Origin of the sequence: Streptomyces sp. NPDC012637 (assembly GCF_042954805.1) — a bacterium.
In the GTDB taxonomy this organism is placed as follows: Bacteria; Actinomycetota; Actinomycetes; order Streptomycetales; family Streptomycetaceae; genus Streptomyces.
The window spans coordinates 685,173-710,747 of record NZ_JBIBDS010000003.1 but is presented as its reverse complement, the minus strand read 5'-3'; the positions used below and the strand labels follow the sequence as shown (position 1 = coordinate 710,747).

General features: G+C 72.3%; 21 protein-coding genes. 8 read left to right on the top strand and 13 right to left on the bottom strand.

Annotated features, from left to right (window positions below):
* Positions 1-115: 115 nt before the first annotated feature.
* The 4 genes from whiA to uvrC are packed head-to-tail and all read right to left on the bottom strand — an operon-like array spanning position 116 to position 5,110.
* Positions 116-1,105 (bottom strand): DNA-binding protein WhiA, encoded by a 990-nt coding sequence (gene whiA, locus ACFY8W_RS16245; protein WP_030205188.1) that lies wholly within the window; start codon positions 1,103-1,105, stop codon positions 116-118.
* Positions 1,096-2,133, bottom strand: coding sequence for a uridine diphosphate-N-acetylglucosamine-binding protein YvcK (gene yvcK / locus ACFY8W_RS16240; RefSeq protein ID WP_391105258.1), 1,038 nt, complete (start codon positions 2,131-2,133; stop codon positions 1,096-1,098). Before yvcK ends, whiA begins: the two co-directional genes overlap by 10 nt.
* Positions 2,130-3,119 carry an RNase adapter RapZ gene (rapZ, locus tag ACFY8W_RS16235; RefSeq protein WP_391105256.1) on the bottom strand — a complete coding sequence of 330 codons (990 nt, stop codon included), beginning with the start codon at positions 3,117-3,119 and terminating at the stop codon, positions 2,130-2,132. The genes yvcK and rapZ overlap by 4 nt, the downstream gene beginning before the upstream one ends.
* Positions 3,116-5,110: an excinuclease ABC subunit UvrC gene (uvrC, locus tag ACFY8W_RS16230; RefSeq protein WP_391105254.1), complete on the bottom strand. Its 1,995-nt coding sequence runs from the start codon at positions 5,108-5,110 to the stop codon at positions 3,116-3,118. Before uvrC ends, rapZ begins: the two co-directional genes overlap by 4 nt.
* 58 nt (positions 5,111-5,168) lie before the next feature.
* Between uvrC and ACFY8W_RS16225 the strand changes: the two genes are divergently transcribed.
* On the top strand, positions 5,169-5,924 hold the full coding sequence (locus tag ACFY8W_RS16225; RefSeq protein ID WP_391105252.1) for a glucose 1-dehydrogenase: 756 nt from the start codon (positions 5,169-5,171) through the stop codon (positions 5,922-5,924).
* 70 nt (positions 5,925-5,994) lie between these two features.
* Here the strand turns inward: ACFY8W_RS16225 and ACFY8W_RS16220 are convergent, their stop codons facing one another.
* Together ACFY8W_RS16220 and ACFY8W_RS16215 are read right to left on the bottom strand one after the other, a co-directional pair.
* Positions 5,995-6,792: a hypothetical protein gene (locus ACFY8W_RS16220; protein ID WP_391105250.1), complete on the bottom strand. Its 798-nt coding sequence runs from the start codon at positions 6,790-6,792 to the stop codon at positions 5,995-5,997.
* A gap of 5 nt (positions 6,793-6,797) precedes the next feature.
* Positions 6,798-7,400 (bottom strand): papain-like cysteine protease family protein, encoded by a 603-nt coding sequence (locus ACFY8W_RS16215; protein ID WP_391105248.1) that lies wholly within the window; start codon positions 7,398-7,400, stop codon positions 6,798-6,800.
* Positions 7,401-7,636: 236 nt separating this feature from the next.
* Here ACFY8W_RS16215 and ACFY8W_RS16210 point away from each other — a divergent pair, with 236 nt between their 5' ends.
* Complete coding sequence (locus tag ACFY8W_RS16210) at positions 7,637-8,566, top strand: hypothetical protein (protein WP_391105246.1); 930 nt, start codon at positions 7,637-7,639, stop codon at positions 8,564-8,566.
* A 187-nt stretch (positions 8,567-8,753) separates the two neighbouring features.
* Here the strand turns inward: ACFY8W_RS16210 and ACFY8W_RS16205 are convergent, their stop codons facing one another.
* Complete coding sequence (locus ACFY8W_RS16205) at positions 8,754-9,179, bottom strand: Rieske 2Fe-2S domain-containing protein (protein WP_391105244.1); 426 nt, start codon at positions 9,177-9,179, stop codon at positions 8,754-8,756.
* A 157-nt stretch (positions 9,180-9,336) separates the two neighbouring features.
* Here ACFY8W_RS16205 and ACFY8W_RS16200 point away from each other — a divergent pair, with 157 nt between their 5' ends.
* Positions 9,337-10,248 carry a PfkB family carbohydrate kinase gene (locus ACFY8W_RS16200; RefSeq protein ID WP_391105242.1) on the top strand — a complete coding sequence of 304 codons (912 nt, stop codon included), beginning with the start codon at positions 9,337-9,339 and terminating at the stop codon, positions 10,246-10,248.
* Positions 10,249-10,559: 311 nt separating this feature from the next.
* Here ACFY8W_RS16200 and uvrA read toward each other — a convergent pair whose 3' ends face one another.
* Entirely contained in the window at positions 10,560-13,565 is a 3,006-nt protein-coding gene (gene uvrA, locus ACFY8W_RS16195; protein WP_391105240.1) for an excinuclease ABC subunit UvrA, read from the bottom strand.
* A 213-nt stretch (positions 13,566-13,778) separates the two neighbouring features.
* Here uvrA and ACFY8W_RS16190 point away from each other — a divergent pair, with 213 nt between their 5' ends.
* The 4 genes from ACFY8W_RS16190 (at position 13,779) to ACFY8W_RS16175 (ending at position 17,768) form a co-directional block, all read left to right on the top strand.
* Positions 13,779-14,480, top strand: coding sequence for a maleylpyruvate isomerase family mycothiol-dependent enzyme (locus ACFY8W_RS16190; protein WP_391105238.1), 702 nt, complete (start codon positions 13,779-13,781; stop codon positions 14,478-14,480).
* Positions 14,481-14,539: 59 nt separating this feature from the next.
* Complete coding sequence (locus ACFY8W_RS16185) at positions 14,540-15,196, top strand: MBL fold metallo-hydrolase (protein WP_391105236.1); 657 nt, start codon at positions 14,540-14,542, stop codon at positions 15,194-15,196.
* A 122-nt stretch (positions 15,197-15,318) separates the two neighbouring features.
* On the top strand, positions 15,319-16,605 hold the full coding sequence (locus ACFY8W_RS16180) for an MFS transporter (RefSeq protein ID WP_391105234.1): 1,287 nt from the start codon (positions 15,319-15,321) through the stop codon (positions 16,603-16,605).
* Positions 16,606-16,679: 74 nt separating this feature from the next.
* Positions 16,680-17,768, top strand: coding sequence for a hypothetical protein (locus ACFY8W_RS16175; protein ID WP_391105232.1), 1,089 nt, complete (start codon positions 16,680-16,682; stop codon positions 17,766-17,768).
* 9 nt (positions 17,769-17,777) lie between these two features.
* Here the strand turns inward: ACFY8W_RS16175 and ACFY8W_RS16170 are convergent, their stop codons facing one another.
* The 5 genes from ACFY8W_RS16170 to ACFY8W_RS16150 form a co-directional block, all read right to left on the bottom strand.
* Complete coding sequence (locus tag ACFY8W_RS16170; protein ID WP_391105230.1) at positions 17,778-18,764, bottom strand: TerC/Alx family metal homeostasis membrane protein; 987 nt, start codon at positions 18,762-18,764, stop codon at positions 17,778-17,780.
* 231 nt (positions 18,765-18,995) lie between these two features.
* A complete protein-coding gene (locus tag ACFY8W_RS16165) occupies positions 18,996-20,939 on the bottom strand; it encodes a TerD family protein (protein ID WP_391105228.1) in 1,944 nt (647 codons plus the stop codon).
* 43 nt (positions 20,940-20,982) lie between these two features.
* Positions 20,983-21,561: a TerD family protein gene (locus ACFY8W_RS16160; RefSeq protein WP_391105226.1), complete on the bottom strand. Its 579-nt coding sequence runs from the start codon at positions 21,559-21,561 to the stop codon at positions 20,983-20,985.
* A 160-nt stretch (positions 21,562-21,721) separates the two neighbouring features.
* Positions 21,722-23,857, bottom strand: coding sequence for an excinuclease ABC subunit UvrB (gene uvrB, locus ACFY8W_RS16155; protein WP_391105224.1), 2,136 nt, complete (start codon positions 23,855-23,857; stop codon positions 21,722-21,724).
* An 80-nt stretch (positions 23,858-23,937) separates the two neighbouring features.
* Positions 23,938-24,846: an MHYT domain-containing protein gene (locus tag ACFY8W_RS16150; RefSeq protein WP_391105222.1), complete on the bottom strand. Its 909-nt coding sequence runs from the start codon at positions 24,844-24,846 to the stop codon at positions 23,938-23,940.
* A gap of 155 nt (positions 24,847-25,001) precedes the next feature.
* Between ACFY8W_RS16150 and ACFY8W_RS16145 the strand changes: the two genes are divergently transcribed.
* On the top strand, positions 25,002-25,565 hold the full coding sequence (locus tag ACFY8W_RS16145; RefSeq protein WP_391105220.1) for a methylated-DNA--[protein]-cysteine S-methyltransferase: 564 nt from the start codon (positions 25,002-25,004) through the stop codon (positions 25,563-25,565).
* Positions 25,566-25,575 lie beyond the last annotated feature (10 nt).

The window sequence follows — 25,575 nt, the reverse complement described above, 5'->3', positions numbered from 1 at the left end:
GCCAGGCTCGTGGTGGCTCATACCCCTGTCAAGGGTGCGTACGGCGCGTCGGAGAAGCCCGGAAAACGGAACTGCCGGTACCTCAGAAAGGCACCGGCAGCACGGAGTTGGGGCGTCAGCCGACGAGACTGTCGTCCAGCTCCTCCGTCAGGTTGGACTCGGTCCCGGGGATGCCCAGGTCCTGGGCCCGCTTGTCGGCCATGGCGAGCAGCCGGCGGATCCGGCCGGCCACCGCGTCCTTGGTGAGCGGCGGGTCGGCGAGCGCGCCCAGCTCCTCCAGCGAGGCCTGCTTGTGCTCCATCCGCAGCCGGCCGGCGGCGGCCAGGTGCTCGGGCACCTCCTCGCCGAGGATCTCCAGGGCCCGCTGCACCCGGGCGCCCGCGGCGACCGCGGCGCGGGCGGAGCGGCGCAGGTTGGCGTCGTCGAAGTTGGCCAGGCGGTTGGCGGTGGCGCGGACCTCGCGCCGCATCCGCCGCTCCTCCCAGGCCAGCACCGACTCGTGCGCGCCGAGCCGGGTCAGCAGCGCGCCGATGGCGTCGCCGTCGCGGACCACGACCCGGTCGACGCCGCGGACCTCACGGGCCTTCGCGGCGATGGAGAGCCGGCGGGCGGCGCCGACCAGGGCGAGCGCGGCCTCGGGGCCGGGGCAGGTGACCTCCAGGGAGGAGGAGCGGCCCGGCTCGGTCAGCGAGCCGTGCGCCAGGAAGGCGCCGCGCCAGGCCGCCTCCGCGTCACAGGTGGCCCCGGAGACGACCTGCGGGGGGAGACCCCGGATCGGCCGCCCACGGCCGTCCACGAGGCCGGTCTGGCGGGCCAGCTGGTCGCCGCCCGCGACCACCCGCACCACGAAGCGCGAGCCCCGGCGCAGTCCGCCGGGAGCCATCACGATCAGTTCGGAACTGTGTCCGAAGATCTCCAGGATGTCCCGCTTGAGCCGGCGGGCCGCCATCGCCGTGTCCAGCTCCGCCTCGATCACGATCCGGCCGCTCACCAGGTGCAGCCCGCCCGCGAACCGAAGGATCGACGAGACCTCGGCCTTCCTGCAGCAGGTCCGGGTGACGGGGAGCCGGGAGATCTCGTCCTTCACCGCTGCCGTCATCGCCATGGGCCGATCCTTCCATGCATCCGAAAAATACGGTCGTACGCGGCGGCCAACAGCTCCGGGTCGTGCTTCGGAGCACCGTCGGGCCTGGCCACCGGCGCCAGCTCGACCGCGGCGCCGAGCCGCTTGGCGGCTTCGGCGAGGGGCTCTCTTGCCGACGCGTCGGGCACGGCGGCCTCGTCGGCCAGCACCACGTCCAGGGCGAGTTTAGGGGCGTGTCGTGCCAAAACCTCCAAATGACGCTGCGGGGAGAAGCCCTCGGTTTCTCCGGGCTGCGGTGCGAGGTTCAGCGAGAGCACCCGGCGGGCCTTCGTCTCCACGAGGGCGTCGAGCAGCTCGGGCACCAGGAGGTGCGGGATCACCGAGGAGAACCAGGAGCCCGGGCCGAGCACCACCCAGTCCGCGTCCAGGACGGCCGCGACCGCCTCGGGCACGGCCGGCGGGTCGTGCGGCACCAGGTGCACGGACTGCACCTCGCCGGGGGTGAGCGCCACCGTGGCCTGGCCGCGCACCGTGTCCACGTCGTTCGGGCGCGCCGGGTCGTGGCCCTTGACCAGCGCCTGGAGCTCCAGCGGCACGGCGGACATGGGTAGCACCCGGCCCTGCGCGCCGAGCAGCTTGCCGACCAGGTCGAGGGCCTGCACCGGATCGCCGCCCAGCTGCTCCCAGAGGGCGACGATCAGCAGGTTGCCGACGGCGTGGCCGCCCATCTCGCCCTTGGACTGGAAGCGGTGCTGGATGACCCGGGCCCAGGTCTGGCCCCAGTCGTCGTCGCCGCAGAGCGCCGCGAGCGCCTTGCGGAGGTCTCCCGGGGGCAGCACGCCCAGCTCCTCGCGGAGCCGGCCGCTGGAGCCCCCGTCGTCGGCGACGGTGACCACGGCGGTCAGGTCGCCGGTGATGCGGCGCAGGGCGGCGAGGGAGGCCGAGAGGCCCATGCCGCCGCCCAGCGCGACGACCTTGGGCTGGGCGCCGCGCCTGCGGAGCGTACGGCGCACCGAGAGGGTGGACGTACGCCGGCGGTACGGCTTCACTCGCGCCCCATGTCCCGGTGGACGACGACGGTCTCCACGCCCTCGGAGGCGAGGCGGGCGGCCAGCTTCTCGGCGGTGGCGACGGAGCGGTGCTTGCCGCCCGTGCAGCCGACGGCGATGGTCACGTACCGCTTGCCCTCGCGGCGGTAGCCGGCGGCGATCAGCTGGAGCAGCTCGGTGTAGCGGTCCAGGAACTCCTTGGCACCGGGCTGGTTGTAGACGTAGTTGGCGACCTCCTCGTTGAGGCCGGTGAAGGGGCGCAGCTCGGGCACCCAGTGCGGGTTCGGCAGGAAGCGCATGTCGACGACGAGGTCCGCGTCGACCGGCAGTCCGTACTTGAAGCCGAACGACATCACCGTGGCCCGCAGCTCGGGCTCCTCCTCGCCGGCGAACTGGGCGTCCATCTTGGCGCGCAGCTCGTGCACGTTGAGGCTGGAGGTGTCGATCACCAGGTCGGCGTCGCCGCGAAGCTCGCGCAGCAGGTCGCGCTCGGCGGCGATGCCGTCGACGATGCGGCCGTCGCCCTGGAGCGGGTGGGGCCGGCGGACCGACTCGAAGCGCCGGACCAGGGCCTCGTCGGAGGACTCCAGGAAGACGATCCGGCGGGTGACCTGCTTGGAGTCGAGGTCGGCGAGGGAGTCGCGCAGGTTGTCGAAGAACTGGCGGCCGCGGACGTCGACGACGACCGCGATCCTGGCCACGTTGCCCTGGGAGCGGGCGCCGAGCTCCACCATGGTGGGGATCAGCGCGGGCGGCAGGTTGTCGACGACGAACCAGCCGAGGTCCTCCAGGCACTTCGCCGCGGTGGACCGGCCGGCGCCTGACATGCCGGAGATGATCACCAGCTCGGGGATGGCCGCGTCGCCGTTGTTCTCGGCCGCCGCGGGCTCCGGGGTGCCCGTACTCATGTCTGGTGCTCCGTCTTCGTGCGTGTTCTCGTGCTCGTCGTGCTGATCGTGCTCGTCGTGCTGATCGTGCGTGGTCATGCGGTGGTGCCCCCGTCGTCTTCCATGATCTCTCCTGTTGCCGTGTTCACGGCGGGCGCGGCCGGGGCCGCCTGCGCGAGGGCCACCGCCACGGCCTCGGCCGTCTTGCGGCCCATGCCGGGGACCTCGCAGATCTGCTCGATTGTCGCCTGCCGGAGCCGTTTGACCGAGCCGAAATGCTTGATGAGGGCTTGTTTCCGGGTTTCGCCGAGGCCCGGGATCTCGTCCAAGGGGCTGCTGCGGATGCGCTTGTTGCGCTTGGTCCGCTGGTAGCGGATGGCGAAGTCGTGAGCCGTGTCACGTACCCGCTGGAGGAGGTACAGGCCCTCGCTGGTGCGGGGCAGCACCACCGGGTCGTCCTCACCGGGCAGCCAGACCTCCTCCAGGCGCTTGGCGAGCCCGCAGACGGCGATGTCGTCGATGCCGAGCTCGTCCAGGGCCCGCCGGGCGGCGGCGACCTGCGGCTGCCCGCCGTCGACGACGACGAGCTGCGGCGGGTAGGCGAACCGCTTGGGCCGCCCGTCCTCGTCGCGGCCCTCGGCACCGGCGGCTTCCGCCGGCACCTCGCCGTCCACCCATTCGCCGGTCTTCTCCTTCTCGGCGAGGTACCGCCGGAAGCGCCGGCCGACGACCTCGTGCATGGACCGGACGTCGTCCTGTCCTTCGAAGCCCTTGATCTGGAAGCGGCGGTACTCGCTCTTGCGGGGCAGCCCGTCCTCGAAGACGACCATGGACGCCACGACGTCCTGGCCCTGGAGGTGCGAGATGTCGAAGCACTCGATCCGCAGCGGCGCCGAGTCCAGATCCAGGGCCTCCGCGATCTCCTCCAGGGCGCGGGAGCGGGTGGTCAGGTCGCTGGCCCGCTTGGTCTTGTGCAGCACCAGCGCCTGCTGCGCGTTGCGCGCGACCGTCTCCATCAGGTCCTTCTTGTCGCCGCGCTGCGGGATCCGGAGGGAGACCTGCGAGCCCCGGCGGCCGGAGAGCCACTGGGTGACGGCGGAGGTGTCCTCCGGCAGGGCGGGAACCAGCACTTCCTTGGGTACGGCGTCCCCGTTCTCCTCGCCGTACAGCTGCTGGAGCGCGTGCTCGACGAGCCCCGCGGTGTCGACCGCCTCCACCTTGTCGGTGACCCAGCCGCGCTGGCCGCGGACCCGGCCGCCACGGACGTGGAAGATCTGCACGGCCGCCTCCAGCTCGTCCTCGGCGAGGGCGATCAGGTCGGCGTCGGTGGCGTCGGCGAGCACCACCGCGTTCTTCTCCATGGCCTTGCGCAGCGCCTCTATGTCGTCGCGCAGCCGGGCGGCCTTCTCGTACTCCATGTCCTCGGCCGCGAGCATCATCTGCTTCTCCAGGCGGCGGATGTACGTGCCGGTGCGGCCGGCCATGAAGTCGCAGAACTCCTCGGCCAGATCCTGGTGTTCCTCGGGCGTCACCCGGCCGACGCAGGGCGCCGAGCACTTGCCGATGTAGCCGAGGAGACACGGCCGGCCGGCGGACGCGGCGTTGCGGAACACCCCGGCGGAGCAGGTCCGCACGGGAAAGACCCGCAGCATCAGGTCGACGGTCTCGCGGATGGCCCACGCGTGCGCGTACGGCCCGAAATAGCGCACGCCCTTCTTCTTGTGCCCGCGCATGACCTGGACGCGCGGGAACTCCTCGTTGAGCGTGACCGCGAGGTACGGATAGCTCTTGTCGTCCCGGTACTTCACGTTGAACCGGGGGTCGAACTCCTTGATCCAGGAGTACTCCAGCTGCAGCGCCTCGACCTCGGTCGACACGACGGTCCACTCGACGGAGGCGGCCGTGGTCACCATCGTGGCCGTGCGCGGGTGCAGGCCCGCCAGCGGCTGGAAGTAGTTCGCAAGGCGCTGGCGCAGGGACTTCGCCTTCCCGACGTAGATCACCCGGCGGTGCTCGTCGCGGAACTTGTAGACCCCCGGCGAGTCGGGGATCTGTCCCGGCCTGGGGCGGTAGCTGGAGGGGTCGGCCATGGTCCCCACCCTACTGGCGGGGACCGACACTCAGGCGGCGCGCGCTCGTTGCCCGGACATGACGAACGAGGCTTCAGGACGGCTGGCGGACCGGGTGTGCGTGGTCACGGGCGCGGCGAGCGGGATCGGCAGGGCGACGGCGCTGCGCTTCGCGGCGGAGGGTGCGCGGGTGGTCGCGACGGACCGGGACGCGGAGCGCCTCGCCACGCTCGGCGACGACGTGGTGACGGTCGTCGGCGACGTCTCGCGCGACGCCGACGCCCGCCGCATGATCACCACCGCCGTGGAGCGTTTCGGACGCCTCGACGTCCTGGTGGCGAACGCGGGAGTGATCCCGCTGCTCGACGTCACGGAGGCGAGCGCCGCCGACTTCGACGAGGTGATGGCGGTGGACGGCCGCGGCATGTTCCTGACCTGCAAGTACGCGATCCAGGCGATGCTCGGGACGGGCGGCGGCGCGATCGTGTGCACCTCGTCGGTCTCGGGCGTGGCGGGCCAGGCGCGGCAGGCGGTGTACGGCCCGGCGAAGTTCGTGGCGACGGGTCTGACCAAGCACCTGGCGGTGGAGTGGGCCCCGCGCGGCATCCGGGTGAACGCGGTCGCCCCCGGCACCATCGAGACCGAGCGCGTGGCCGCCGTCCGCCACGAGCCGGGCGGCCGGGAGTACCTGGACACCGTCGCCCGCGCCCACCCGATGGCCCGCTTCGGCCGCCCGGAGGAGGTGGCCGCGGCCGTCCTCTTCCTCGCCTCGGACGAGGCCTCGTTCGTGACGGGGGCGGTGCTCCCGGTGGACGGCGGGTACCTGGCGCAGTGAACGGGGGTGGTGTCCGGACGCGGCCCCGACACCACCCCCGCCGAGGCCCCGGCCCCTGGCGGGCCCGGGGTTACCGGGCGCGCCTCCGTATCGCCGCCGTGGCACCCAGGACGAGGGCGAGCACCGCGCCCGCGCCGGCCGCGGTGGAGGCGACGGTGACGGCGGGCTCGTCGTGGGCGGCCGGTGCGGCGGTCGCCGGGGCCGGGGACCCGGTGGCGTAGCCGCCGGCGGCGCCCTTCCTCGCGTAGGCGGAGCCCGGGAGCTTGTCGCCGTACGCGGTGGTCACCCGCTCGCGGTACGCGGCCAGGGTGGTGCCTTCGGCGCCCACGGCCCGCACCGCGTCCTCGTCGAGGGGCAGCACCTTCGTGCCCTTCTGCACGTACCACGCGTCGATCTGCGGCTCGCGGAACACCGTCCCGCCGGGCAGCAGCCGCCCGCCCCGCTCGGTGTAGCGCACCTCGTCGTCGCCGGTGGCGATGTTCACCACCTGCCAGCCGCCGCCCGCCGCGCGAACGGTCCAGAGGGAGGCCGTCCGGCCGTCCGCCGCGACCGCCTTGCTCGCGTGGAACTCGACCCGCGCCACCGGCGCACCCGGCTTCCCGGCCACGAAGTCGGGCGACAGGATCCGCACGGGCACCGAGGCGCCTTCGATGCGGGGCCGCTCCGCCGCCCGGGCGAGGGCACCGTCCCGGGCGAAGAAGCGGGCCACCGTGTCGAGGGTGCGGGGCGCGGCAGCCGCCTGTTCCGGCGTCGGCGCGGTCGGCAGCGGTGCGGCCGCGTCGGCGGGGACGGCGCCGAGGAGGACGAGGACGGTGACGGCCAGCAGACCGGCGCCGCCGGCGCCCAGGGCGCGTATGCGTGCGTTCATCGTCGTCACGCCCCGATCCGGTAGAGCGAGTGGGTCCAGGAGAACGAGCCGTTGTTCACGTACCAGGCGTGCGAGGCCCAGTTGTAGCGGTCGCTGGACGGCCATGGATCGCCCCAGTACACCCAGCTGTCGGCGTCGTCGTAGCCGTAGACGACGTGCATGTGCCCGCCGCCGCTCGACCACTGGATCCGGGTCTCGACCGGACGGTCGGCGTTGATCTCGGTCTGCACCGTCGAGTAGCGCAGCCAGCCGTTCACGTACGAACCGGGGTTGATGCCCGCCCAGCTCAGCCCGTCCTGGACGTTGCCCAGGGTGGCCTGCCAGTTGGGGCAGTCGTAGCCCTGCTGCCGTCCGAAGGCGGCGTTGCAGAACTGGTTCTGGCTGTAGTTGCGGCCGAACCAGGTGGCGATGGTGTTGCCGCCGGCCGCCCAGCACCAGTTGGTCTTCTGCTGGGCCTGCATGGTGATGTTCAGCCGCTTGTAGGCGAGGGCGGACACGCCTTCTCCGGCGGCGTCCGCGCCGGCCGGCGCGGCGGACACCGGGGCGGCGGGGACGAGGAAGAGGGCGGCGGCCGTGGCGAGTGCCGCGAGGACCTTTCTGCTGCGCATCGCGTTCCTCCCGTGGTGGGGATCGGAGGAGAGGTGGGGAGAGGAGCGCGTCCGGACGCTGGTCTGGAGCATCGGACGTTGTCCGGATCCGGTCAACACGCTTCAATGCGGGGTGACGGCGAGCTGTGAACGGTGTGACCCGGGTGTGAACGGCCGTCCCCGGCCCACCAGCCCGCCCGTCCCGGCGGCCGTGTGCTCCGCCTCCCCCTGCCGTGAACGTTCACTGAGGAGTCCTCGTGGGTCACACCGAGGCCGATCTGGCGCAGTTGCTGCACACGGGCCCGTTCCACCTGGCGCTGCGCACGGCACTCGCGGTGCGCGGACTGCCGCTCCAGCGGGTCCAGCACCATCTGGCGCACCGGGGCGTGAAGGTCGGTGTGACGTCGTTGAGTTACTGGCAGCAGGGCGCCCGGCGGCCGCAGCGGCCCGAGTCCATGAAGGCGGTGCGGGCCCTGGAGGAGGTGCTCCAGCTGCCCGACAACTCGCTGATCCGGCTGCTCCACGAGGACGCCGCCGCCCGGGACGGGGTGGAGCGCCCCGCGACCCGCTCGTACCGCTCGCTCGTCGAGGCCTCGGGCGTGGTCGAGCAGCTGCTCGCTGAGCTGGAGTGCCCGGCGGACGGCGGGGTGCACACCGTGGCCCATCAGGAGCGCGTGCGGATCGGGGCCGGGCGGGAGCTGACCGGCCGGGACTCGCAGCACGTGGTGCGGGCGCACCGGGACGGGATCGACCGCTATCTGGCGATCCACCGGGGCGACCCGGGCTGCGATCCGTCACGGGTCGAGGTACGGGCGACGGAGAACTGCCGGACGGGGCGGGTGCGACGGCACGCGGAGACCGGGGTCCTCGTCGCGGAGCTGCTCTTCGACACCCGGCTGCGGGCCGGGGACACCTATGTCTTCTCGTACGGCTTCGAGGACGGCACGGGCGGTGCGAGCCGGGAGTACGTGCGGGGCTTCAGCTTCGCGGGCGGGCAGTACGTGCTCCAGGTCCGCTTCGACGAGGCGGCGCTGCCGGTGCGCTGCCGGCGGTTCGCGCAGGCCTCGACGGGCGCGCCGCGCGGCGGCCGGACCGAGCTGACGCTGAGCGGCCGGCACCGCGCGGTGCACATCGTGGAGCAGGGTGTGCGGCCCGGGATCCTCGGGATCGAGTGGGACTGGGCCTGAGGCCGGAGCCGGGTCCAACCCGGGCGCGGCGCGTCAGGCCCTGGGGCCGGGTCCGGCCCGGGGCGCGGCGCGTCAGGCCTGGGGGCCGGGTCCGGCCCGGACGTGGCGGCTCGGGCTTCGGGGTCGGGCCCAACCCGGGCTTGGCGCGTCAGGCCCTGGAGGCCGGGTCCGGCCCGGACGTGACGCGTCAGGCCTTGGGGCCGGCGATCAGCCTGCCGTTCTCGACGCGGACCGGGACCTCGGGGAGCGGCACGGTCGCCGGGCCCTTGAGGGCCTTTCCGGTGGTCACGTCGAAGCGGCTGCCGTGGCAAGGGCAGTTGCCCTCGTTGTTCTCGATCTTGTCCAGGACGCAGCCCGCGTGGGTGCACTGGGCGCTGAAGGCCTTGTACTGGCCCTGGGCCGGGCAGTGCACCAGGAGCCGCTGCTCGCGGTAGAGCTTGGCGCCGCCGACCGGGACCTCGTCGGGCGCGCCGAGCGCGACCGGGGCGGTCGGCGTGGGGTTCTGGGCGTGGCCCAGCTTGGAGTCGGTGGAGCAGGCGGCGACACCCAGCCCGGCGGCCCCGGCGAGGGCGGCGCCTTTCAGTACGGTGCGGCGGGTGGACTGGCCGGACATGAGCGCTCCACGGTGTCGGATCGGGGACTGGGTGGCCCCAGAAGGGACCGAACCGACGATACCGGCGGGTTCGCGGACACCGGCGGCCGGGTCGGACGGGCGGTCCGGCCTGCCACCGGCTGTCGGCCCGTGCCGGTCATGGGTTACGTTCCGGTGCGTGATCGTCGTCGCCGGTGAGTCCCTTATCGACCTGGTCCCCGACGGGGCGCCGGGCCCCCTGGCGCCGCTGCTGCCCCGGCCGGGCGGCGGCCCGTTCAACACGGCCGTGGCCCTCGGGCGGCTCGGCGCGGACGTGGCCTTCTGTTCGCGCGTCTCGACGGACGCCTTCGGCGAGGTGCTGGTCGAGCGGCTGCGGACGGCGGGCGTGGCGACCGGACTCGTCCAGCGCGGACCCGAGCCGACCACCCTGGCGGTCGCCTCGGTGGGACCCGACGGCTCCGCGCGCTACGGCTTCTACGTGGAGGGCACGGCGGACCGGCTCTTCGCACTGCCCGAGCGGCTGCCGGACGGGGTGCGGGCGGTGGCCTTCGGGACCTGCTCGCTGGCCCTGGAGCCGGGCGCGAGCGCGTACGAGGCGCTGCTGCGGCGCTCGTCGCGCGCCGGCGCCTTCACCCTGCTCGACCCGAACGTCCGGCCGGGCCTGATCCCCGACGCGGACGCCTACCGGGAGCGCTTCGCGGGCTGGCTGCCGTACGTCTCGCTCCTGAAGCTCTCGGAGGAGGACGCGGCCTGGCTCGGCGGCTCCCCGGAGGAGTGGCTGGCCGCCGGTCCGGCGGCGGTGGTCCTGACGCGGGGCGCGGCGGGCCTGACGGTCCTCACGCCCGGGTACGAGGTGTCCGTCCCGGCCGTGCGGGTGCGGGTGGTGGACACGATCGGCGCGGGCGACACGGTGAACGCGGCGCTCCTGCACGGCCTCGCCGACCGCCCGGTGAGCGGCCTGTCGGCCACGGACTGGCGCGAGCTCCTCGCGTACGCGGCCCGGGCAGCGGCCGTCACCTGCTCCCGCGCGGGCGCGGAACCGCCGTACGCCCGGGAACTGCGGGAGCCGCGCGAGCCTGCCGAGCGCTGAGACCGCGCCGAGCACGTCGAACCGGACCGAGCCGAGCCACACCCCAGGCGAAAGCCGTGATCGACGGCCCCGGCCGGGGCGGGCGGGCGAGGCCGGGCGGGTCGAGGCCGCGCCGACGGCACGAGGCAGAGCGGGGCCGAGCCCCGCCGGACGGCGCCGAGCCGGACCGGGACGGGACACGCCGGGCCGACCGCGCCGGACCAGGGCACGCCGGGCCGACCGCGCCGCGTCTGGTCGTCGACCGCCGAGGGGGCCGCCCCCGGCCGGGTTCCGGCGGGGGCGGCCCCCTCGTGGGGCGGTGTCGGCGGCCGTCAGGCCTTGCGGGTTCGGGTCGTCGCCTTCTTGGCGGCGGCCTTCTTCGCCGGCGCGGCCTTCTTCGCCGCGGCGGTCTTGGTGGCCGCCGCCGTCTTCTTCGCCGGGGCCTTCTTGGCGCTCCGCGCGGCCGGGACCTTGGTCGGCGCGTCGCTGATGCGGTCGGCTCCCAGGATCTCGCGGAGGAACTTGCCGGTGTGGCTGGCCGGGACGGAGGCCACCTCCTCGGGCGTGCCCTCGGCGACGACGATGCCGCCGCCGCTGCCGCCCTCGGGACCCATGTCGATGATCCAGTCCGCGGTCTTGACGACGTCCAGGTTGTGCTCGATGACGATCACCGAGTTGCCCTTGTCGACCAGACCGGAGAGGACCTTGATCAGCTTCGAGATGTCCTCGAAGTGGAGACCCGTGGTCGGCTCGTCCAGGACGTAGACCGTGCGGCCCGTGGAGCGCTTCTGGAGCTCGGAGGCGAGCTTGACGCGCTGGGCCTCGCCGCCCGAGAGGGTCGGCGCGGACTGGCCGAGGCGGACGTAGCCCAGGCCGACCTCGGTGAGGGTGCGCAGATGGCGGGAGATCGTCGGGACGGCCTCGAAGAAGCCCAGGGCCTCCTCGATCGGCATGTCCAGGACCTCGGCGATCGACTTGCCCTTGTAGTGGACCTCCAGGGTCTCCCGGTTGTAGCGGGCGCCGTGGCAGACCTCGCACGGCACGTAGACGTCCGGGAGGAAGTTCATCTCGATCTTGATGGTGCCGTCGCCGGAGCAGTTCTCGCAGCGGCCGCCCTTGACGTTGAAGGAGAAGCGGCCGGGCAGGTAGCCGCGGACCTTCGCCTCCATCGTCTCCGCGAAGAGCTTGCGGACGTGGTCGAAGACGCCGGTGTAGGTCGCCGGGTTCGACCGCGGGGTGCGGCCGATGGGCGACTGGTCGACGTGCACGACCTTGTCGACCAGGTCGTCGCCGTCCACGCGCGTGTGCCGGCCGGGCACCGACTTGGCGCCGTTCAGCTCGCGCGCCAGGTGGGTGTAGAGGATGTCGTTGACCAGGGTCGACTTTCCGGATCCGGAGACGCCGGTGACGGCCGTGAGGACGCCCAGCGGGAAGGAGACGTCGATGTCCCGCAGGTTGTTCTCCCGGGCGCCGTGCACGGTGAGCCGGCGCGTCGGGTCGACGGGGCGCCGGATGTCCGGGGTGGTGATCTGCTTGCGGCCGGACAGGTACTGCCCGGTCATCGACTCCTTGTTGGCCAGGAGCTCCTTCAAGGGGCCGGAGTGGACGACCTTGCCGCCGTGCTCGCCGGCGCCGGGGCCGATGTCCACGACCCAGTCGGCCACCTTGATGGTGTCCTCGTCGTGCTCCACGACGATGAGCGTGTTGCCCATGTCGCGCAGCCGTACCAGGGTCTCGATGAGCCGGTGGTTGTCGCGCTGGTGGAGACCGATGGACGGCTCGTCGAGCACGTACAGCACGCCGACCAGGCCGGAGCCGATCTGGGTGGCGAGCCGGATGCGCTGGGCCTCGCCGCCGGACAGCGTGCCCGCCGCCCGGTTGAGCGAGAGGTAGTCGAGGCCGACGTCGACGAGGAAGCGCAGCCGCTCGTTGACCTCCTTGAGGACCCGCTCGGCGATCTTCTTGTCGCGGGCGCTCAGGGTGAGCCGGCCGAGGAACTCGGCGCAGTCGCTGATCGACATCGCGGAGACCTCGGCGATGGACTTCTCCATCACCGTGACCGCGAGCACGATCGGCTTCAGTCGCGTGCCCTCACAGGTGGGGCAGGGCACCTCGCGCATGTAGCCCTCGAAGCGCTCACGGCTGGAGTCACTCTCGGCCTCGCTGTGCCGCCGCTTCACGAAGGACACGGCGCCCTCGAAGGCGGGCGTGGTGTAGGAGCGCTCGCGGCCGTACCGGTTGCGGTAGCGGACCTCGACCTGGGTCTTGTGGCCGTACATGAGGGCCTTCTTGGCCCGTGCCGGCAGGCCCGCGTACGGGATGTCCGTACGGAAACCGAGGGCCTGGGAGAGGCCGCCGATGAGCCGGCCGAAGTACTCCTTGGTGTGGCCGTGCGACCAGGGGTGGATGGCGCCCTCGTCGAGCGACCGCTCCTCGTCGGGGACGACGAGCTCGGGGTCGACCTCCATGCGGGTGCCGATGCCGGTGCAGTCCGGGCAGGCGCCGAAGGGCGAGTTGAAGGAGAAGGAGCGCGGCTCCAGCTCCTCGAAGGACAGGTCGTCGTACGGGCAGTAGAGGTGCTCCGAGTACATCCGCTCGCGCTCGGGGTCGTCCTCGGGGAGGTCGACGAAGTCGAGCACGACCATGCCGCCGGAGAGGCCGAGCGCGGTCTCCACGGAGTCGGTGAGCCGCCGCTTGGCGCTGTCCTTCACGGTGAGGCGGTCGACGACCACCTCGATGGTGTGCTTCTCCTGCTTCTTCAGGGTCGGCGGCTCGCTGAGCTGGATCGTCTGCCCGTCGACCCGGGCGCGGCTGTAGCCCTTGGTCTGGAGGTCGGCGAAGAGGTCGACGAACTCGCCCTTGCGCTCGCGCACCAGCGGCGAGAGCACCTGGAAGCGGCTGCCCTCGGGCAGCTCGAGGACCTTGTCGACGATGGCCTGCGGCGACTGCCGGGAGATCGGCCTGCGGCACTCGGGACAGTGCGGCTTGCCGATGCGGGCGAAGAGCAGCCGGAGGTAGTCGTAGACCTCGGTGATGGTGCCGACCGTCGAGCGCGGGTTGCGCGAGGTCGACTTCTGGTCGATGGAGACGGCCGGGGACAGACCTTCGATGAAGTCGACGTCCGGCTTGTCCATCTGGCCGAGGAACTGCCGGGCGTAGGAGGAGAGCGACTCGACGTACCGGCGCTGCCCCTCGGCGAAGATCGTGTCGAACGCGAGGGAGGACTTGCCCGACCCCGAGAGCCCGGTGAAGACGATGAGGGAGTCACGCGGGAGGTCGAGCGAGACGTTCTTGAGGTTGTGCTCGCGAGCGCCACGGACGATGAGACGGTCGGCCACGCCGGTCCGCACCTTTCTTGAGAGAGCGGATGTGCCTGAACACCCAACAACCAAGGATGCCGGATGCTTCCACCGAGCTTATAGCACGCACATTCGATTTCCGCAGGGCTGCCACTCTCTTCACCCGAACGAGTGGCGGCTCCGGGGCTCCGCCGCAGGTCCAGCCGGTGCGGGCCTGGCCGGAAAGGCCCGGAACCGCCTAGGGTCGGCGCCATGATCGACCATGTGCGTGACATCGCCTCCGTGCGCGAGGCGACCGACCGGCTCATCGAGACCGTCTCCTCCTGGGACAACGCGGCACTCGCCGAACCGTCACTGCTTCCCGGCTGGACCCGCGGCCACGTCCTGGCCCACCTCTCCCGCAACGCCGACGCCCTCGTGAACGTTCTCCAGGGCCTGCCGATGTACAAGGACGCCGAGACCCGCGACGCCGACATCGAGCGCGACGCCGGCCGGCCCCTCGACGCCCAGCTCGCCGATCTGCGGGCCACCGCCGACCGCTTCGAGAAGGTCTGCGGCGAGCCCGCCGACTGGGAGCGCACGGTGGAGCTGCGCAACGGCGTCACCGACCGGGCGGCCAGGGTGCCCTTCCGGCGCTGGGTGGAGGTGGCCCTGCACCACGTGGACCTGGGCGTGGGCTACGAGCTCGGCGACCTGCCGGACGAGTTCACGGCCCGGGAGATCGAGTTCCTCGCCGACCGCTGGTCCGGCCGCCCCGACGTGCCGCCGGTGACCCTGCGCGCCCGGAACGGCGAGGACTCCCCCGTGTGGCACACCGGCGGCACCGAGGGCACGCCGGTCGTCCTGGAGGGCGGCGTCGCCGAGATCCTCGGCTGGCTGGCCGGCCGCGGCGACCGGGGCGCCCGCCTCGCCGTCGTCGAGGGCCCCGGACTCCCCGAGCTCCCGCCGCTGTAACAGCAGTTGCCGCCCCGGTCACCATCCCGCCCGCCGGTGGCCGGGGCTAGGCTGAGGCCATGACGTACAGCGGAGTGGTGAAGGTCGGCGGGCCTGCGGACGTGCACGAGCTGAGCGACCTGATGATCTCGAAGGTCGCGGTCGGCCCGATGGACAACAACGCGTATCTGCTGCGCTGCCGGGCCACCGGCGAGCAGCTGCTGATCGACGCGGCCAACGAGGCCGGCACCCTCCTCACGCTGATCGGTGACGACGGCATCGCGGGCGTCGTCACCACCCACCGGCACGGCGACCACTGGCAGGCGCTCGCCGAGGTCGTCGCGGCCACCGGTGCCCGTACGTACGCGGGCGCGTACGACGCGGAGGGCATCCCCGTGGGCACCGACGAGCTGCTGGACGACGGTGACACGATCCGGGTGGGCCGGGTCGAGCTGACCGCCCGGCACCTGGTCGGCCACACTCCCGGCTCGATCGCCCTGGTCTACGACGACCCGCACGGCCACCCGCACGTCTTCACCGGCGACTGCCTGTTCCCGGGCGGCGTCGGCAACACGTGGAAGGACCCGGAGGCCTTCGCGAGCCTGATCCACGACGTGCAGACCAAGCTCTTCGACGTGCTCCCGGACGAGACCTGGGTCTACCCGGGCCACGGCAGGGACACCACGCTCGGTGACGAGCGCCCGCACCTCGCGGAGTGGCGCGAACGCGGCTGGTGAGCGCCGTGCGCGGGCGGTGACCCGCTGCTCGCCTCCGCGCGCCCCCGTAACCGGTACGGCGCGCGGGTAGTTGGCGCGACATGCACCAGCACGAGCACGAGCACCACAGTCACCCTCCGTCGATGGCGAGGCTCGCCGCCGCCTCGCTCGTCGGCACCGCCATCGAGTTCTTCGACTTCTTCGTCTACGGGACGGCCGCCGCGCTCGTCCTCGGCCCGCTGTTCTTCCCGACCTTCTCGCCCGTCGCCGGCACCCTGGCCGCCTTCGGCACCTTCGCGATCGGCTTCCTGTCCCGGCCGCTCGGCTCGATCGTCTTCGGCCACGTCGGCGACCGCCACGGGCGGCGGCCGGTCCTGTTCGCCTCGCTGCTGCTGACCGGCTGCGCGACGGTCGCGGTCGGCTGCGTGCCGACCTACGAGTCCATCGGCGTCGCCGCTCCCGTGCTGCTGCTCGTGCTGCGCTTCCTGCAGGGCCTCGGTCTCGGCGGCGAGTGGGGCGGGGCGGTGCTGCTGACCGCCGAGCACGCCCCGGAGCGGCGGCGGGGCCTGTGGGCGAGCTTCCCGCAGATCGGCCCCGCGGTCGGCTTCCTGCTGGCGAACGGGGTGATGCTGGCGCTGACCGCCGGGCTGAGCGACGCGGACTTCCGCTCCTGGGGGTGGCGGGTGCCGTTCTGGGCCGCGGGGCTGCTCGCCGCCGCGGGACTCGCGCTGCGCTCGTCGCTCGCGGAGACCCCGCAGTTCGAGGAGCTGGCGGCCGAGGGCCGCCGGGCCACCGCGCCGCTGTCCGAGGTGGTGCGCGGCCACTGGCGCCTGGTGCTGCTCACGGCGGGCGCGCTGGCCGTCGGTTACGCCGTCTTCTACACCGTCTCGACCTGGGCGCTGGCCTACGGCACCGAGCGGCTCGGGGTGTCCAGCTCGGTGATGCTGACGTGCGTGATGGCGGCGGTGGCGATCAAGGGCGTGGCCACGCCCTTCCTGGCGATGCTGGGCGACCGCTACGGCCGCCGGACGCTGTGCCTGGCGGGCTGCGCGGCCTCGGCGCTGTGGATGTTCCCGATGGTGGCGCTGCTGCACACCGCGCGCCCGTTGCTGATGTTCCTGGGCTTCCTCGGCTCGCTGCTCGCCTTCATCACGATGTTCGCCGTCGTGGCCGCGTACCTGCCCGAGCTGTACGAGCCGCGGGTGCGCTGCACGGGCGCGGCCGTCGGCTACAACCTGGCGGGCGTGCTGGGCGGAGCCCTCACCCCGATCGTGGCGACGGCGGTCTCGGACGGCGGCTCGGGCCCGCCGTGGGGCGTGGCGGCCTATCTGACGGTGGTGGCCCTGGTGAGCCTGGGCTGCTTCGCGCTGCTTCCGGAGACGCTGCCGGCGCGGGCGACGGTGCCGGAGCCGGAGCGCGCGCCCGCATAGCCGCCTTCCGATTGCGACCACGATCCGTGCTTTCTATGTTGCGGAAAGTAGCCGCACACCAATCGGAGGCCGTGTTGTCCAGACTCGCTGTTCTCGCCGTCGCGACCGGAGCGGTCGCGGCGGTCGTCGCCGTCCCGACGACGGCACAGGCCCAGGAGTTCGTGCCGTGCAGCGCGACCGCGCTGCGGAACGCCATCACCCGGGCGAACACGACCCCGGGGCCCGCCACGCTCTATCTGTCGTACGGCTGCACCTACCAGCTCACCGTGGAGGACAGCCCCGGCAACGGCCTGCCGAGCGTGACCAGCGAGATCGACGTCATCGGCAACAGAAGCACCATCCGACGGGCCTCGACGACGGTCAACTTCCGGATCTTCGAGGTCAGCGGCCCGGGCGGGAACCTCACCTTGCGCAATCTGACGGTACGCGACGGGCGGTCGACGTCCGGTGGCGCGGGCGGCGGCGGAATCGCGGTCTACCTCGGCGCCCGCGCCACCCTCGACACCGTCGAGGTCACCCGCAACCAGGCGCTGGTCACCGGCCCCGGCGGCGGCATCGCCGCCGGGGGCGCGCTGACGCTGCGCAACAGCACGGTGAGCTACAACATCGCCCAGGACAACGGCGGCGGCGTGTCCGCGGGCGGCCCGCTGACCCTCTCGAACACCACGATCACGGGCAACAGCGCACGGGCCGAAGCCGGTGGAATCGACGTGGGCGCAGCCCTGACCGCCACGAACAGCCAGGTGACCGACAACGCCGACGGGGAGGCGACGGGCGGCATCAGGGTCCGCTCCGGCGCGACGGCGACCCTCACGGACACGCTGGTCCGCGGCAACACCACCGCCAGACAGAGCAGCGGCGGCAGTGCCGCCGGCGGCATCAACAACAACGGCTCGCTGACCCTCGACCGGACGACGGTCCTCGCGAACAGGGCGCTCGGTACTGCGGACCAGGGCGGTGGCATCGCGAACTACGGTGCCGCCGCCACCGCGACCATCCGGAACAGTTCGGTGACGCACAACCTGGCACGCGGGAGCGCCACCAGCGCCGGCGGGATCCTGAACAGCGGAGGCGCGGTGTCCCTCACCGCGACTCCGGTGACGGACAACCTCGCCTCCAACTGCGCCCACAGCAGCCCCGCCGTCGCCGGCTGCACGGGCTGACGGCGGGCCTCAGGCCTCGACGCTCTCCCGCTCCGGCCCCTCGGCCGCCTCGGCCGCCTCGCGCTGCGCCTGCTTCTTCGAGGCGATCAGGCTGGTGATCGTGGTGATGACCAGCACGCCGCCGATGACGGCGAGGGAGACCGGGATGGAGATCTCCGGCACGTGCACGCCGGACTCGTGCAGCGCGTGCAGGACCAGCTTCACACCGATGAAGCCGAGGATCACCGACAGGCCGTAGCTGAGGTGGACCAGCTTCTTCAGCAGGCCGCCGATCAGGAAGTACAGCTGACGCAGGCCCATCAGGGCGAAGGCGTTGGCGGTGAAGACGATGTACGGGTCCTGGGTGAGGCCGAAGATCGCGGGGATCGAGTCCATCGCGAACAGCACGTCGGTCATGCCGATGGCGAGCATGACGACCAGGAGCGGCGTCATGACCTTCTTGCCGGCCTCCACGATGAAGAGCTTGGTGCCGTGGTAGCGGTCCGCGACGCCGAACTTCTTCTCGATGGACTTCAGGAGACGGTTCTCGTCCCACTCGTCCTCCTCCTCGTCCGCCATGGCCTCCTTGACGAGCTTCCAGGCCGTGTAGATGAGGAAGGCGCCGAAGAGGTAGAAGACCCAGGAGAAGCTCGCGATGATCGCGGCGCCCGCCGCGATGAAGACGGCCCGCAGGACCAGGGCGATGAGCACACCGACCAGCAGCACCCGCTGCTGCAGGTGGGTCGGCACGGAGAACTTCGCCATGATCAGGATGAAGACGAAGAGGTTGTCGACACTGAGCGACTTCTCCGTGATGAAGCCCGCGAAGAACTCGCCGCCCGCCTGTCCGCCGCCCCAGACGGTGACGCCGACACCGAAGAGGACCGCGAGGACGATCCAGACGACGGTCCAGATTCCGGCTTCCTTGACCGACACGTCATGGGGCTTGCGCCCGATGAAGAAGTCGACCGCGATCAGGGCGCCCAGACCGAGAATGGTCAGCACCCACAGGGTCATAGAAACGTCCACTGCGCCTCCGGCTCGTACGGCTGCCGAAGCAGCCTTGTCGTTTGCCGGAGGTCTCTTCCACCCGGGAGGAACCGGGCCGGCGCCCCGGGATCAGGTGTACGACCTGTCCGTATTGACGGGTACGCCGCGCATAGGGAGTACTCCCCTCCGCACCAAGAACAGTACCCGAAGAACCAAAGGAAGGTAAAGAGAAGGGTAAAGCGGACCCAAGAGCGCTGGTCAGTGGCTTCCCGGCCCCCACTGCCCGCGGGCGTCGGCCAGCTGGCCGAGCACCTGCCGCAGCACCGCGCTCCCCGCCGGGAAGGCCGACGGCTCGTACGTCCAGGCGTGGCCCACCCAGGGGTCGGCGAGGTGGTCGTCCGGGACCGGGGTGAGCCGCATGAGGGAGCGCCACAGCGGGTCGAGCACCGGCCCGTACGCCGCCGCGTCCGCCCGGTCCGCGACCATCAGCAGCTGGGTGCCGACCGCCGGGCCCTCGTCGGCCAGATAGCGCAGCTGGTTGACCGCCCGGTCGTCGAAGCCGTGCGGGAAGTCGTGCACGACGAGCAGTTCCTCGGCCGTGTCCAGGCCGGGCGGCAGGTCCTCGGAGGCACCGGCCCGCGCCGCCATCTGCAGCAGGTCGACCCGCTCGGTGAGCTGGGTCAGGACGGCCGAGACCCCGGCCGCGCCGGCGGCCGGCGGGCCCGCGAGCACACCGGCCTCGACGAGCGGGGCGAAGGAGGCCGCGCCCGCGCCCGCCGCGTCGATCACCCGGACCCGGAAGGATCCCGCCGGGTGCACGGCGAGCAGCCGCGCCACGTGGGCGACGGCGCTGTCCAGGGCGAGCCGGCGCAGCTCGGCCTCGTCGAGCAGCCCCGCCGCCGCGGACTGACCGCGGCCCGAGTCCACCCAGAGCCCGCGGGCGAGCGGCAGCCGGGCCAGGAACGGGATGCGCAGGTCGGTGCGCTCGGGGAGGTGGAGGTCGCCCAGGCGGACGGCCATCGGAGGTTCCATGGGCACCCGGTAGGCCTGCCAGACCGGGCTGTCCCAGCGGGCGTAGGCGGCGGGCAGTGCCGGCTCGACCACCTCGGACTCGGCGACGAGCTGCGCGAGGTCGCGGTCCAGGGCCTCCTGGGCGCGGGCGGTGAGCTCGTCGTGCTTGGCCCTGGCTGCGGCCCTGGCGGTGTCGCCCGCCCCGCCGATCCGGCTGCGCGGGTCCGACAGGACCCGGTCGAGCTCCTGGTCGAGCCGGTTCTCGGCGAAGCGGCAGGCGCTGCGGTACGCGGCGGTGGCGCGGGCCAGGTCCTCGAACATGCCCCACACCTGGTTGTAGAGCCGCTCGTCCATGGACCAGCCGGCGGCGTCGCCGGCGACCGGGGTCGGGAAGCCGGAAGGGGCGGAGGCCGGCTGCGTCGCGGGGCTCTGCGGGGAGCCCGGGGCGGGATCGGGCGCGGGACGACGGCTCGGGTGGGTGTAGTCGATGGGCCCGCCGGCGGCGGGCTGGACCGGCGGCTGGGCCGGGGGCTGGGCGGGAGACTGCGCCGAGGTCTGCGCGGCCTGGTGGGCCCGCTCGCCCTCGGGGATCCGGTCGGCGTCCGGGACGCGCGGCGGCGGAGCCGCGACCGAGCGGGCCAGGCCCTGGGCGACCGCCTCGAGGACGGAACCGGCGAGCTCGGCGGGGCGGTCGAGGCCCTGGTCGGCGAGGAGCGCGGCGAGCCCTCCCTCGTAGCCCTGGCCGACGGCCCGCACCTTCCAGGCGCCCTGGCGGCGGTAGAGCTCCAGGGCGACCAGCGCGGACTCCCGGTCGAGGCCACTGATCGTGTAGTCGGCGACGGGGGTGCCGTCGGATCCTGTCACGGTGACGACGGGTGCGGCCGAGGCGCCGAAGCGCGTGGGGCCGCCCGCGCCGACCGGCAGGGCGAGGAGCACGGAGACCCGGTGCACGGTGTCGCGCACCGCCTCCAGGTCGACCGCGAGCCGGTGCGCGGTGGCGGCCTGCCGGGGCACCTCGATCCCGGGCAGTGCGGCGGACCCGGGGTGGGCGAGGGCCTCGGGGCCGGCGATCCGGCCCTCCTCGTCGCCGAGGGTGGCCGCGGCGAGGACCGGATGACCGGCCGAGACCCGGATCTCCAGGCGGGTGTGGGGCAGGGGGCGGTTCTGCCCCCGGACCAGCTCGGCGGTCATCTGCTCCGTCTCTCCGTACGAACGTGGGCGCGGCGGCGCCGGGTTACAGGACCGGGAAGATGGCCGGCATCAGGTCCTGGAAGGTGCGGCCGTTGGCCGGGTTGCCCAGGGCGGTCATCTGCCAGCCGGAACCGGCCCGGTGCACCTTGGCCATGATCTGGGCGGTGTAGTCGCCGCCACCGTTGAGCGTGTAGCGGGCGAGCTCCTGGCCGTTGGTCTCGTCCACGAGGCGGCAGAACGCGTTCTGCACCTCCTGGAAGGTCTGGCCGGTGAAGGAGTTCACCGTGAACACGATCGAGTCGATGTGGACGGGGATCCGCTGGAGGTCCACCAGGATCGCCTCGTCGTCGCCGCCCTGGCCGACACCGCCCACCAGGTTGTCGCCGGTGTGACGGACGGAGCCGTCGTCGCTCACCAGGTGGCGGAAGAACACCACGTCCACCGGCTGCTTGTCGGCGAAGAGGACGGCGGAGGCGTCCAGGTCGATCTCGCGGGTGCGCGAGCCGAACAGGCCGCGGCGGGGCGCCGCCTGCCAGCCCAGTCCCATACGCACGGACGTGAGACTGCCTCCGCCCTGCTTCTCCAGGCTGATGGCCTGTCCCTTGGTCATGTTGACCGTCACGCGCTGCCCCTCTCATCGGTGTGAGCAGCACCCTACGCAGGGGCACTGACAACGTGCCCGGAGCGGCCCGGTTTTGTGTCGGTCTTGCAACACACCGGGCCGCTTGCGGGCCTTCGTCGGCGAGTGTCCGCCACCGGCCGTCAGGTGCGGCGCCCGGCCGTCAGGACAGCCCGGCCTCCTTCATCTGGCGCAGCTCCTTCTTGAGTTCCGACACCTCGTCGCGGAGCCTGGCCGCGACCTCGAACTGCAGCTCGGCGGCGGCCGCCCTCATCCGGTCGGTCATCTCCTCGATGATCCCGGCCAGTTCGGTCGCCGGACGGTCGCCGAGCTCGACGGTCGAGCCGGCCTTGGCGCCCTTGCCCTTCGGCGCGTGGGCGGCGAGCGACGGCACGGGGGACTTGGCGCCCTTGCCGTCCTTCCCGCCCTTGCGGTAGCCGGTGCCGAGCAGCTCCTCGGTGTCGATCTCCTCGCGGGCGATGGTCGCCACGATGTCGTTGATCTTCTTGCGGAGCGGCTGGGGGTCGATCCCGTTGGCCTTGTTGTACGCGATCTGCTTCTCGCGGCGCCGGTTGGTCTCGTCGATGGCCTGGGCCATCGCCGGGGTGACCTTGTCGGCGTACATGTGGACCTGGCCGGAGACGTTACGGGCGGCGCGGCCGATGGTCTGGATGAGCGAGGTGCCGGAGCGCAGGAATCCCTGCTTGTCGGCGTCGAGGATGGCGACCAGGGAGACCTCGGGCAGGTCGAGGCCCTCACGGAGCAGGTTGATGCCGACCAGCACGTCGTACTCGCCGGAGCGCAGCTCTCGCAGCAGCTCGATGCGGCGCAGCGTGTCCACGTCGCTGTGCAGATAGCGGACCTGGATGCCCAGCTCCAGGAAGTAGTCCGTGAGGTCCTCGGCCATCTTCTTGGTGAGGGTGGTGACCAGGACCCGCTCGTCGCGCTCGGTGCGCAGCCGGATCTCGTGCACCAGGTCGTCGATCTGTCCCTCGGTGGGCTTGACGACGACCTCGGGGTCGACGAGACCGGTGGGGCGGATGATCTGCTCGACGAAGCCGTCGGAGCGGGACAGCTCGTAGGTGCCGGGAGTGGCGGAGAGGTAGACGGTCTGGCCGATCCGCTCCTGGAACTCCTCCCACTTCAGCGGCCGGTTGTCGAGCGCCGAGGGCAGCCGGAAGCCGTGGTCGACGAGGGTGCGCTTGCGGGAGGCGTCGCCCTCGTACATGGCGCCGATCTGCGGGACGGTGACGTGCGACTCGTCGATGACGAGCAGGAAGTCCTCGGGGAAGTAGTCGAGGAGGGTGTTGGGCGGCGAGCCGGGCTCGCGGCCGTCGAAGTGCATCGAGTAGTTCTCGATGCCGGAGCAGGAGCCGATCTGGCGCATCATCTCGATGTCGTACGTGGTGCGCATGCGCAGCCGCTGGGCCTCCAGCAGCTTGCCCTGCTTCTCGAGCTCCTTGAGCCGCTGCTCCAGCTCGCGCTCGATGTCGTTGACCGCGCGCTCCATGCGCTCGGGGCCCGCGACGTAGTGGCTGGCGGGGAAGACGTACAGCTGGCGGTCGTCGCTGATGACCTCGCCGGTGAGCGGGTGGAGCGTGGACAGCGCCTCGATCTCGTCGCCGAACATCTCGATGCGGACGGCGAGCTCCTCGTAGACCGGGAAGATCTCGATGGTGTCGCCGCGGACCCGGAAGGTGCCGCGGGTGAACGCCAGGTCGTTGCGGGTGTACTGGATGTCGACGAAGCGGCGCAGCAGCTGGTCGCGGTCGATCTCGTCGCCCACCTTGAGCGAGACCATGCGGTCCACGTACTCCTGCGGGGTGCCGAGGCCGTAGATGCAGGAGACGGAGGCGACCACGACCACGTCGCGGCGGGTCAGCAGCGAGTTGGTCGCGGAGTGGCGCAGCCGCTCGACCTCCTCGTTGATGGAGGAGTCCTTCTCGATGTAGGTGTCCGACTGCGGGACGTACGCCTCGGGCTGGTAGTAGTCGTAGTACGAGACGAAGTACTCGACCGCGTTGTTCGGCAGGAGCTCGCGGAACTCGTTCGCCAGCTGGGCGGCCAGCGTCTTGTTCGGCGCCATCACGAGGGTGGGACGCTGGAGCTTCTCGATCATCCAGGCGGTGGTCGCCGACTTGCCGGTGCCGGTGGCGCCGAGCAGCACGACGTCCTTCTCGCCCGCGCCGACGCGCCGCTCGAGCTCGGCGATGGCCGCGGGCTGGTCGCCGCTGGGCTGGTAGGGGCTGACGACCTCGAAGGGCGCCACCGTACGTTCGATCTTGGAAACGGGCCGCATGCAACCACCGTACGACCCACCACTGACAGGCGGGGTGCGATCGGCCCGGCGGCGGGCCGGTCGGCGCCGCCGGTCCGCCGCTACCAGTCCTGGGAGCGGTACGTGCCGCGCTGGGCGCCCCGGCGGCCGGAGCGGGCGGCGGGCCGCTCGGAGGACCAGTTCGCGGGCTCCCCGTAGGCGGGGGCGCGGCGCGGGGCGGGCACTCCGGGCGCGCCGTGGCGGTAGCCGCCGCGGGCGGTGGGCCGCTGCCAGTCGGGCTCGCCCATGACGAGCAGCGGGTCGAACATGACGACGACTGCGGCGAGCAGCAGGAAGACGCCGGGGCCGATCATCATCGGCAGCAGGAGCGAGGTGGCGGTGTCCCCGGTGCCGGATGCCGGGGTGCCGTGCAGGTTGACGTCGACGGCCGCCATGGCGGTGTAGTGCATGCCGCTGACGGCGAGGCCCATGACGAGGCTCGCGCCGAGGCTGGCCAGGAAGCCGTGGACGGAGACGGCGGCCCACAGGGAGGCGGTGGCGGCCACGACGGCGATGACCACGGACAGGGCGACGGTGAGGGTGTCGTAGGTGATCTGCCCGTGCAGCCTGATGCCGGCCATGCCCAGGTAGTGCATGGTGGCGACGCCCAGCCCGGTGATCGTGCCGCCGGTGACCAGGGTGAGGGCGGTCGCGCCGCGGTAGCCGACGATGAAGATGCCGATGCCCACCATGAGGATGGCGACGCCGAGGCTGGCGAAGGTGATGGGCCGGTCGTAGCTGATCGGGGCCTGCTGGACCGAGAAGCCCATCATGGCGATGAAGTGCATGGTCCAGATGCCGGTGCCTATGGAGGTGGCGCCGAGGGCGAGCCAGCCGGCCTTGAAGGTGTCGCGGTGCCGCAGCGATCTGGTGGTGCAGCGCAGACCCAGGGCGCCTCCGAGGCAGGCCATGAGGAAGGCCGCCACCGGCGTGACCAGTCCGTAGCTGAATCCGTCGACCGTGCCCTGCATGAGCGTCCGTCCTCCACCCGTGGTGCAACGTCGTCCGAAAACAGTCGGTACCGCTGAGTAGTGCTACCGGATTATGGCGCCCACCGCGGCCCTCCGGCCACGGGGTCCGCGAATTGGGCGGACCGCTGTCGGTGCCGGGTCGTACCGTGGGCGGCATGGAAGACGAGAAGGCGCGGACGGGCCGCGTCACCGGGCGGGTGGAGTGGGCCATGCTGCCCAGTGCCATCGGTCCCCTGCTGCTCGCCGCGACGGACCGCGGGTTGGTGAACGTGACGTTCCACGCCGAGGGGCGGGTGCGCGAGCGGTCCCTGGAGCGGCTGGCCGGAGTGCTCCGCGCGGAGCTCGTGGCGGACGGATCCGGTCGGCTCGCCGAGCCGATACGGCAGCTCGCGGCCTACTTCGACGGGGAGCTGCGAAGCTTCGACGTCAAGCTGGACTGGTCGCTGGTGACCGGATTCAACCGCCAGGTGCTGCGCGAGCTCGAGGACTCCGTCCCGTACGGGACGGTGGTGGGGTACGGGGAGCTGGCCCGCCGGGTGGGGCAGCCGACGGCCGCCCAGGCCGTCGGGTCGGCGATGGGCGCCAATCCGCTGCCACTGGTGGTGCCGTGCCACCGGGTGGTGGAGAGCGACGGCGGGATCGGCGGCTTCGGCGGCAGCGTGGAGACCAAGCGCCGGCTGCTGGCCCTGGAGGGCGTGCTGCCGGAGCCGCTGTTCTGAGCTGGTGACG

Bases quoted from the DNA above. Each gene is read 5' to 3' on its own strand.
- whiA (WP_030205188.1), bottom strand. From the start codon at position 1,105: ATGGCGATGACGGCAGCGGTGAAGGACGAGATCTCCCGGCTCCCCGTC.
- rapZ (WP_391105256.1), bottom strand. From the start codon at position 3,119: ATGACCACGCACGATCAGCACGACGAGCACGATCAGCACGACGAGCAC.
- uvrC (WP_391105254.1), bottom strand. From the start codon at position 5,110: ATGGCCGACCCCTCCAGCTACCGCCCCAGGCCGGGACAGATCCCCGAC.
- ACFY8W_RS16225 (WP_391105252.1), top strand. From the start codon at position 5,169: ATGACGAACGAGGCTTCAGGACGGCTGGCGGACCGGGTGTGCGTGGTC.
- ACFY8W_RS16220 (WP_391105250.1), bottom strand. From the start codon at position 6,792: ATGAACGCACGCATACGCGCCCTGGGCGCCGGCGGCGCCGGTCTGCTG.
- ACFY8W_RS16215 (WP_391105248.1), bottom strand. From the start codon at position 7,400: ATGCGCAGCAGAAAGGTCCTCGCGGCACTCGCCACGGCCGCCGCCCTC.
- ACFY8W_RS16205 (WP_391105244.1), bottom strand. From the start codon at position 9,179: ATGTCCGGCCAGTCCACCCGCCGCACCGTACTGAAAGGCGCCGCCCTC.
- ACFY8W_RS16190 (WP_391105238.1), top strand. From the start codon at position 13,779: ATGATCGACCATGTGCGTGACATCGCCTCCGTGCGCGAGGCGACCGAC.
- ACFY8W_RS16185 (WP_391105236.1), top strand. From the start codon at position 14,540: ATGACGTACAGCGGAGTGGTGAAGGTCGGCGGGCCTGCGGACGTGCAC.
- ACFY8W_RS16180 (WP_391105234.1), top strand. From the start codon at position 15,319: ATGGCGAGGCTCGCCGCCGCCTCGCTCGTCGGCACCGCCATCGAGTTC.
- ACFY8W_RS16170 (WP_391105230.1), bottom strand. From the start codon at position 18,764: ATGACCCTGTGGGTGCTGACCATTCTCGGTCTGGGCGCCCTGATCGCG.
- ACFY8W_RS16165 (WP_391105228.1), bottom strand. From the start codon at position 20,939: ATGACCGCCGAGCTGGTCCGGGGGCAGAACCGCCCCCTGCCCCACACC.
- uvrB (WP_391105224.1), bottom strand. From the start codon at position 23,857: ATGCGGCCCGTTTCCAAGATCGAACGTACGGTGGCGCCCTTCGAGGTC.
- ACFY8W_RS16150 (WP_391105222.1), bottom strand. From the start codon at position 24,846: ATGCAGGGCACGGTCGACGGATTCAGCTACGGACTGGTCACGCCGGTG.
- ACFY8W_RS16145 (WP_391105220.1), top strand. From the start codon at position 25,002: ATGGAAGACGAGAAGGCGCGGACGGGCCGCGTCACCGGGCGGGTGGAG.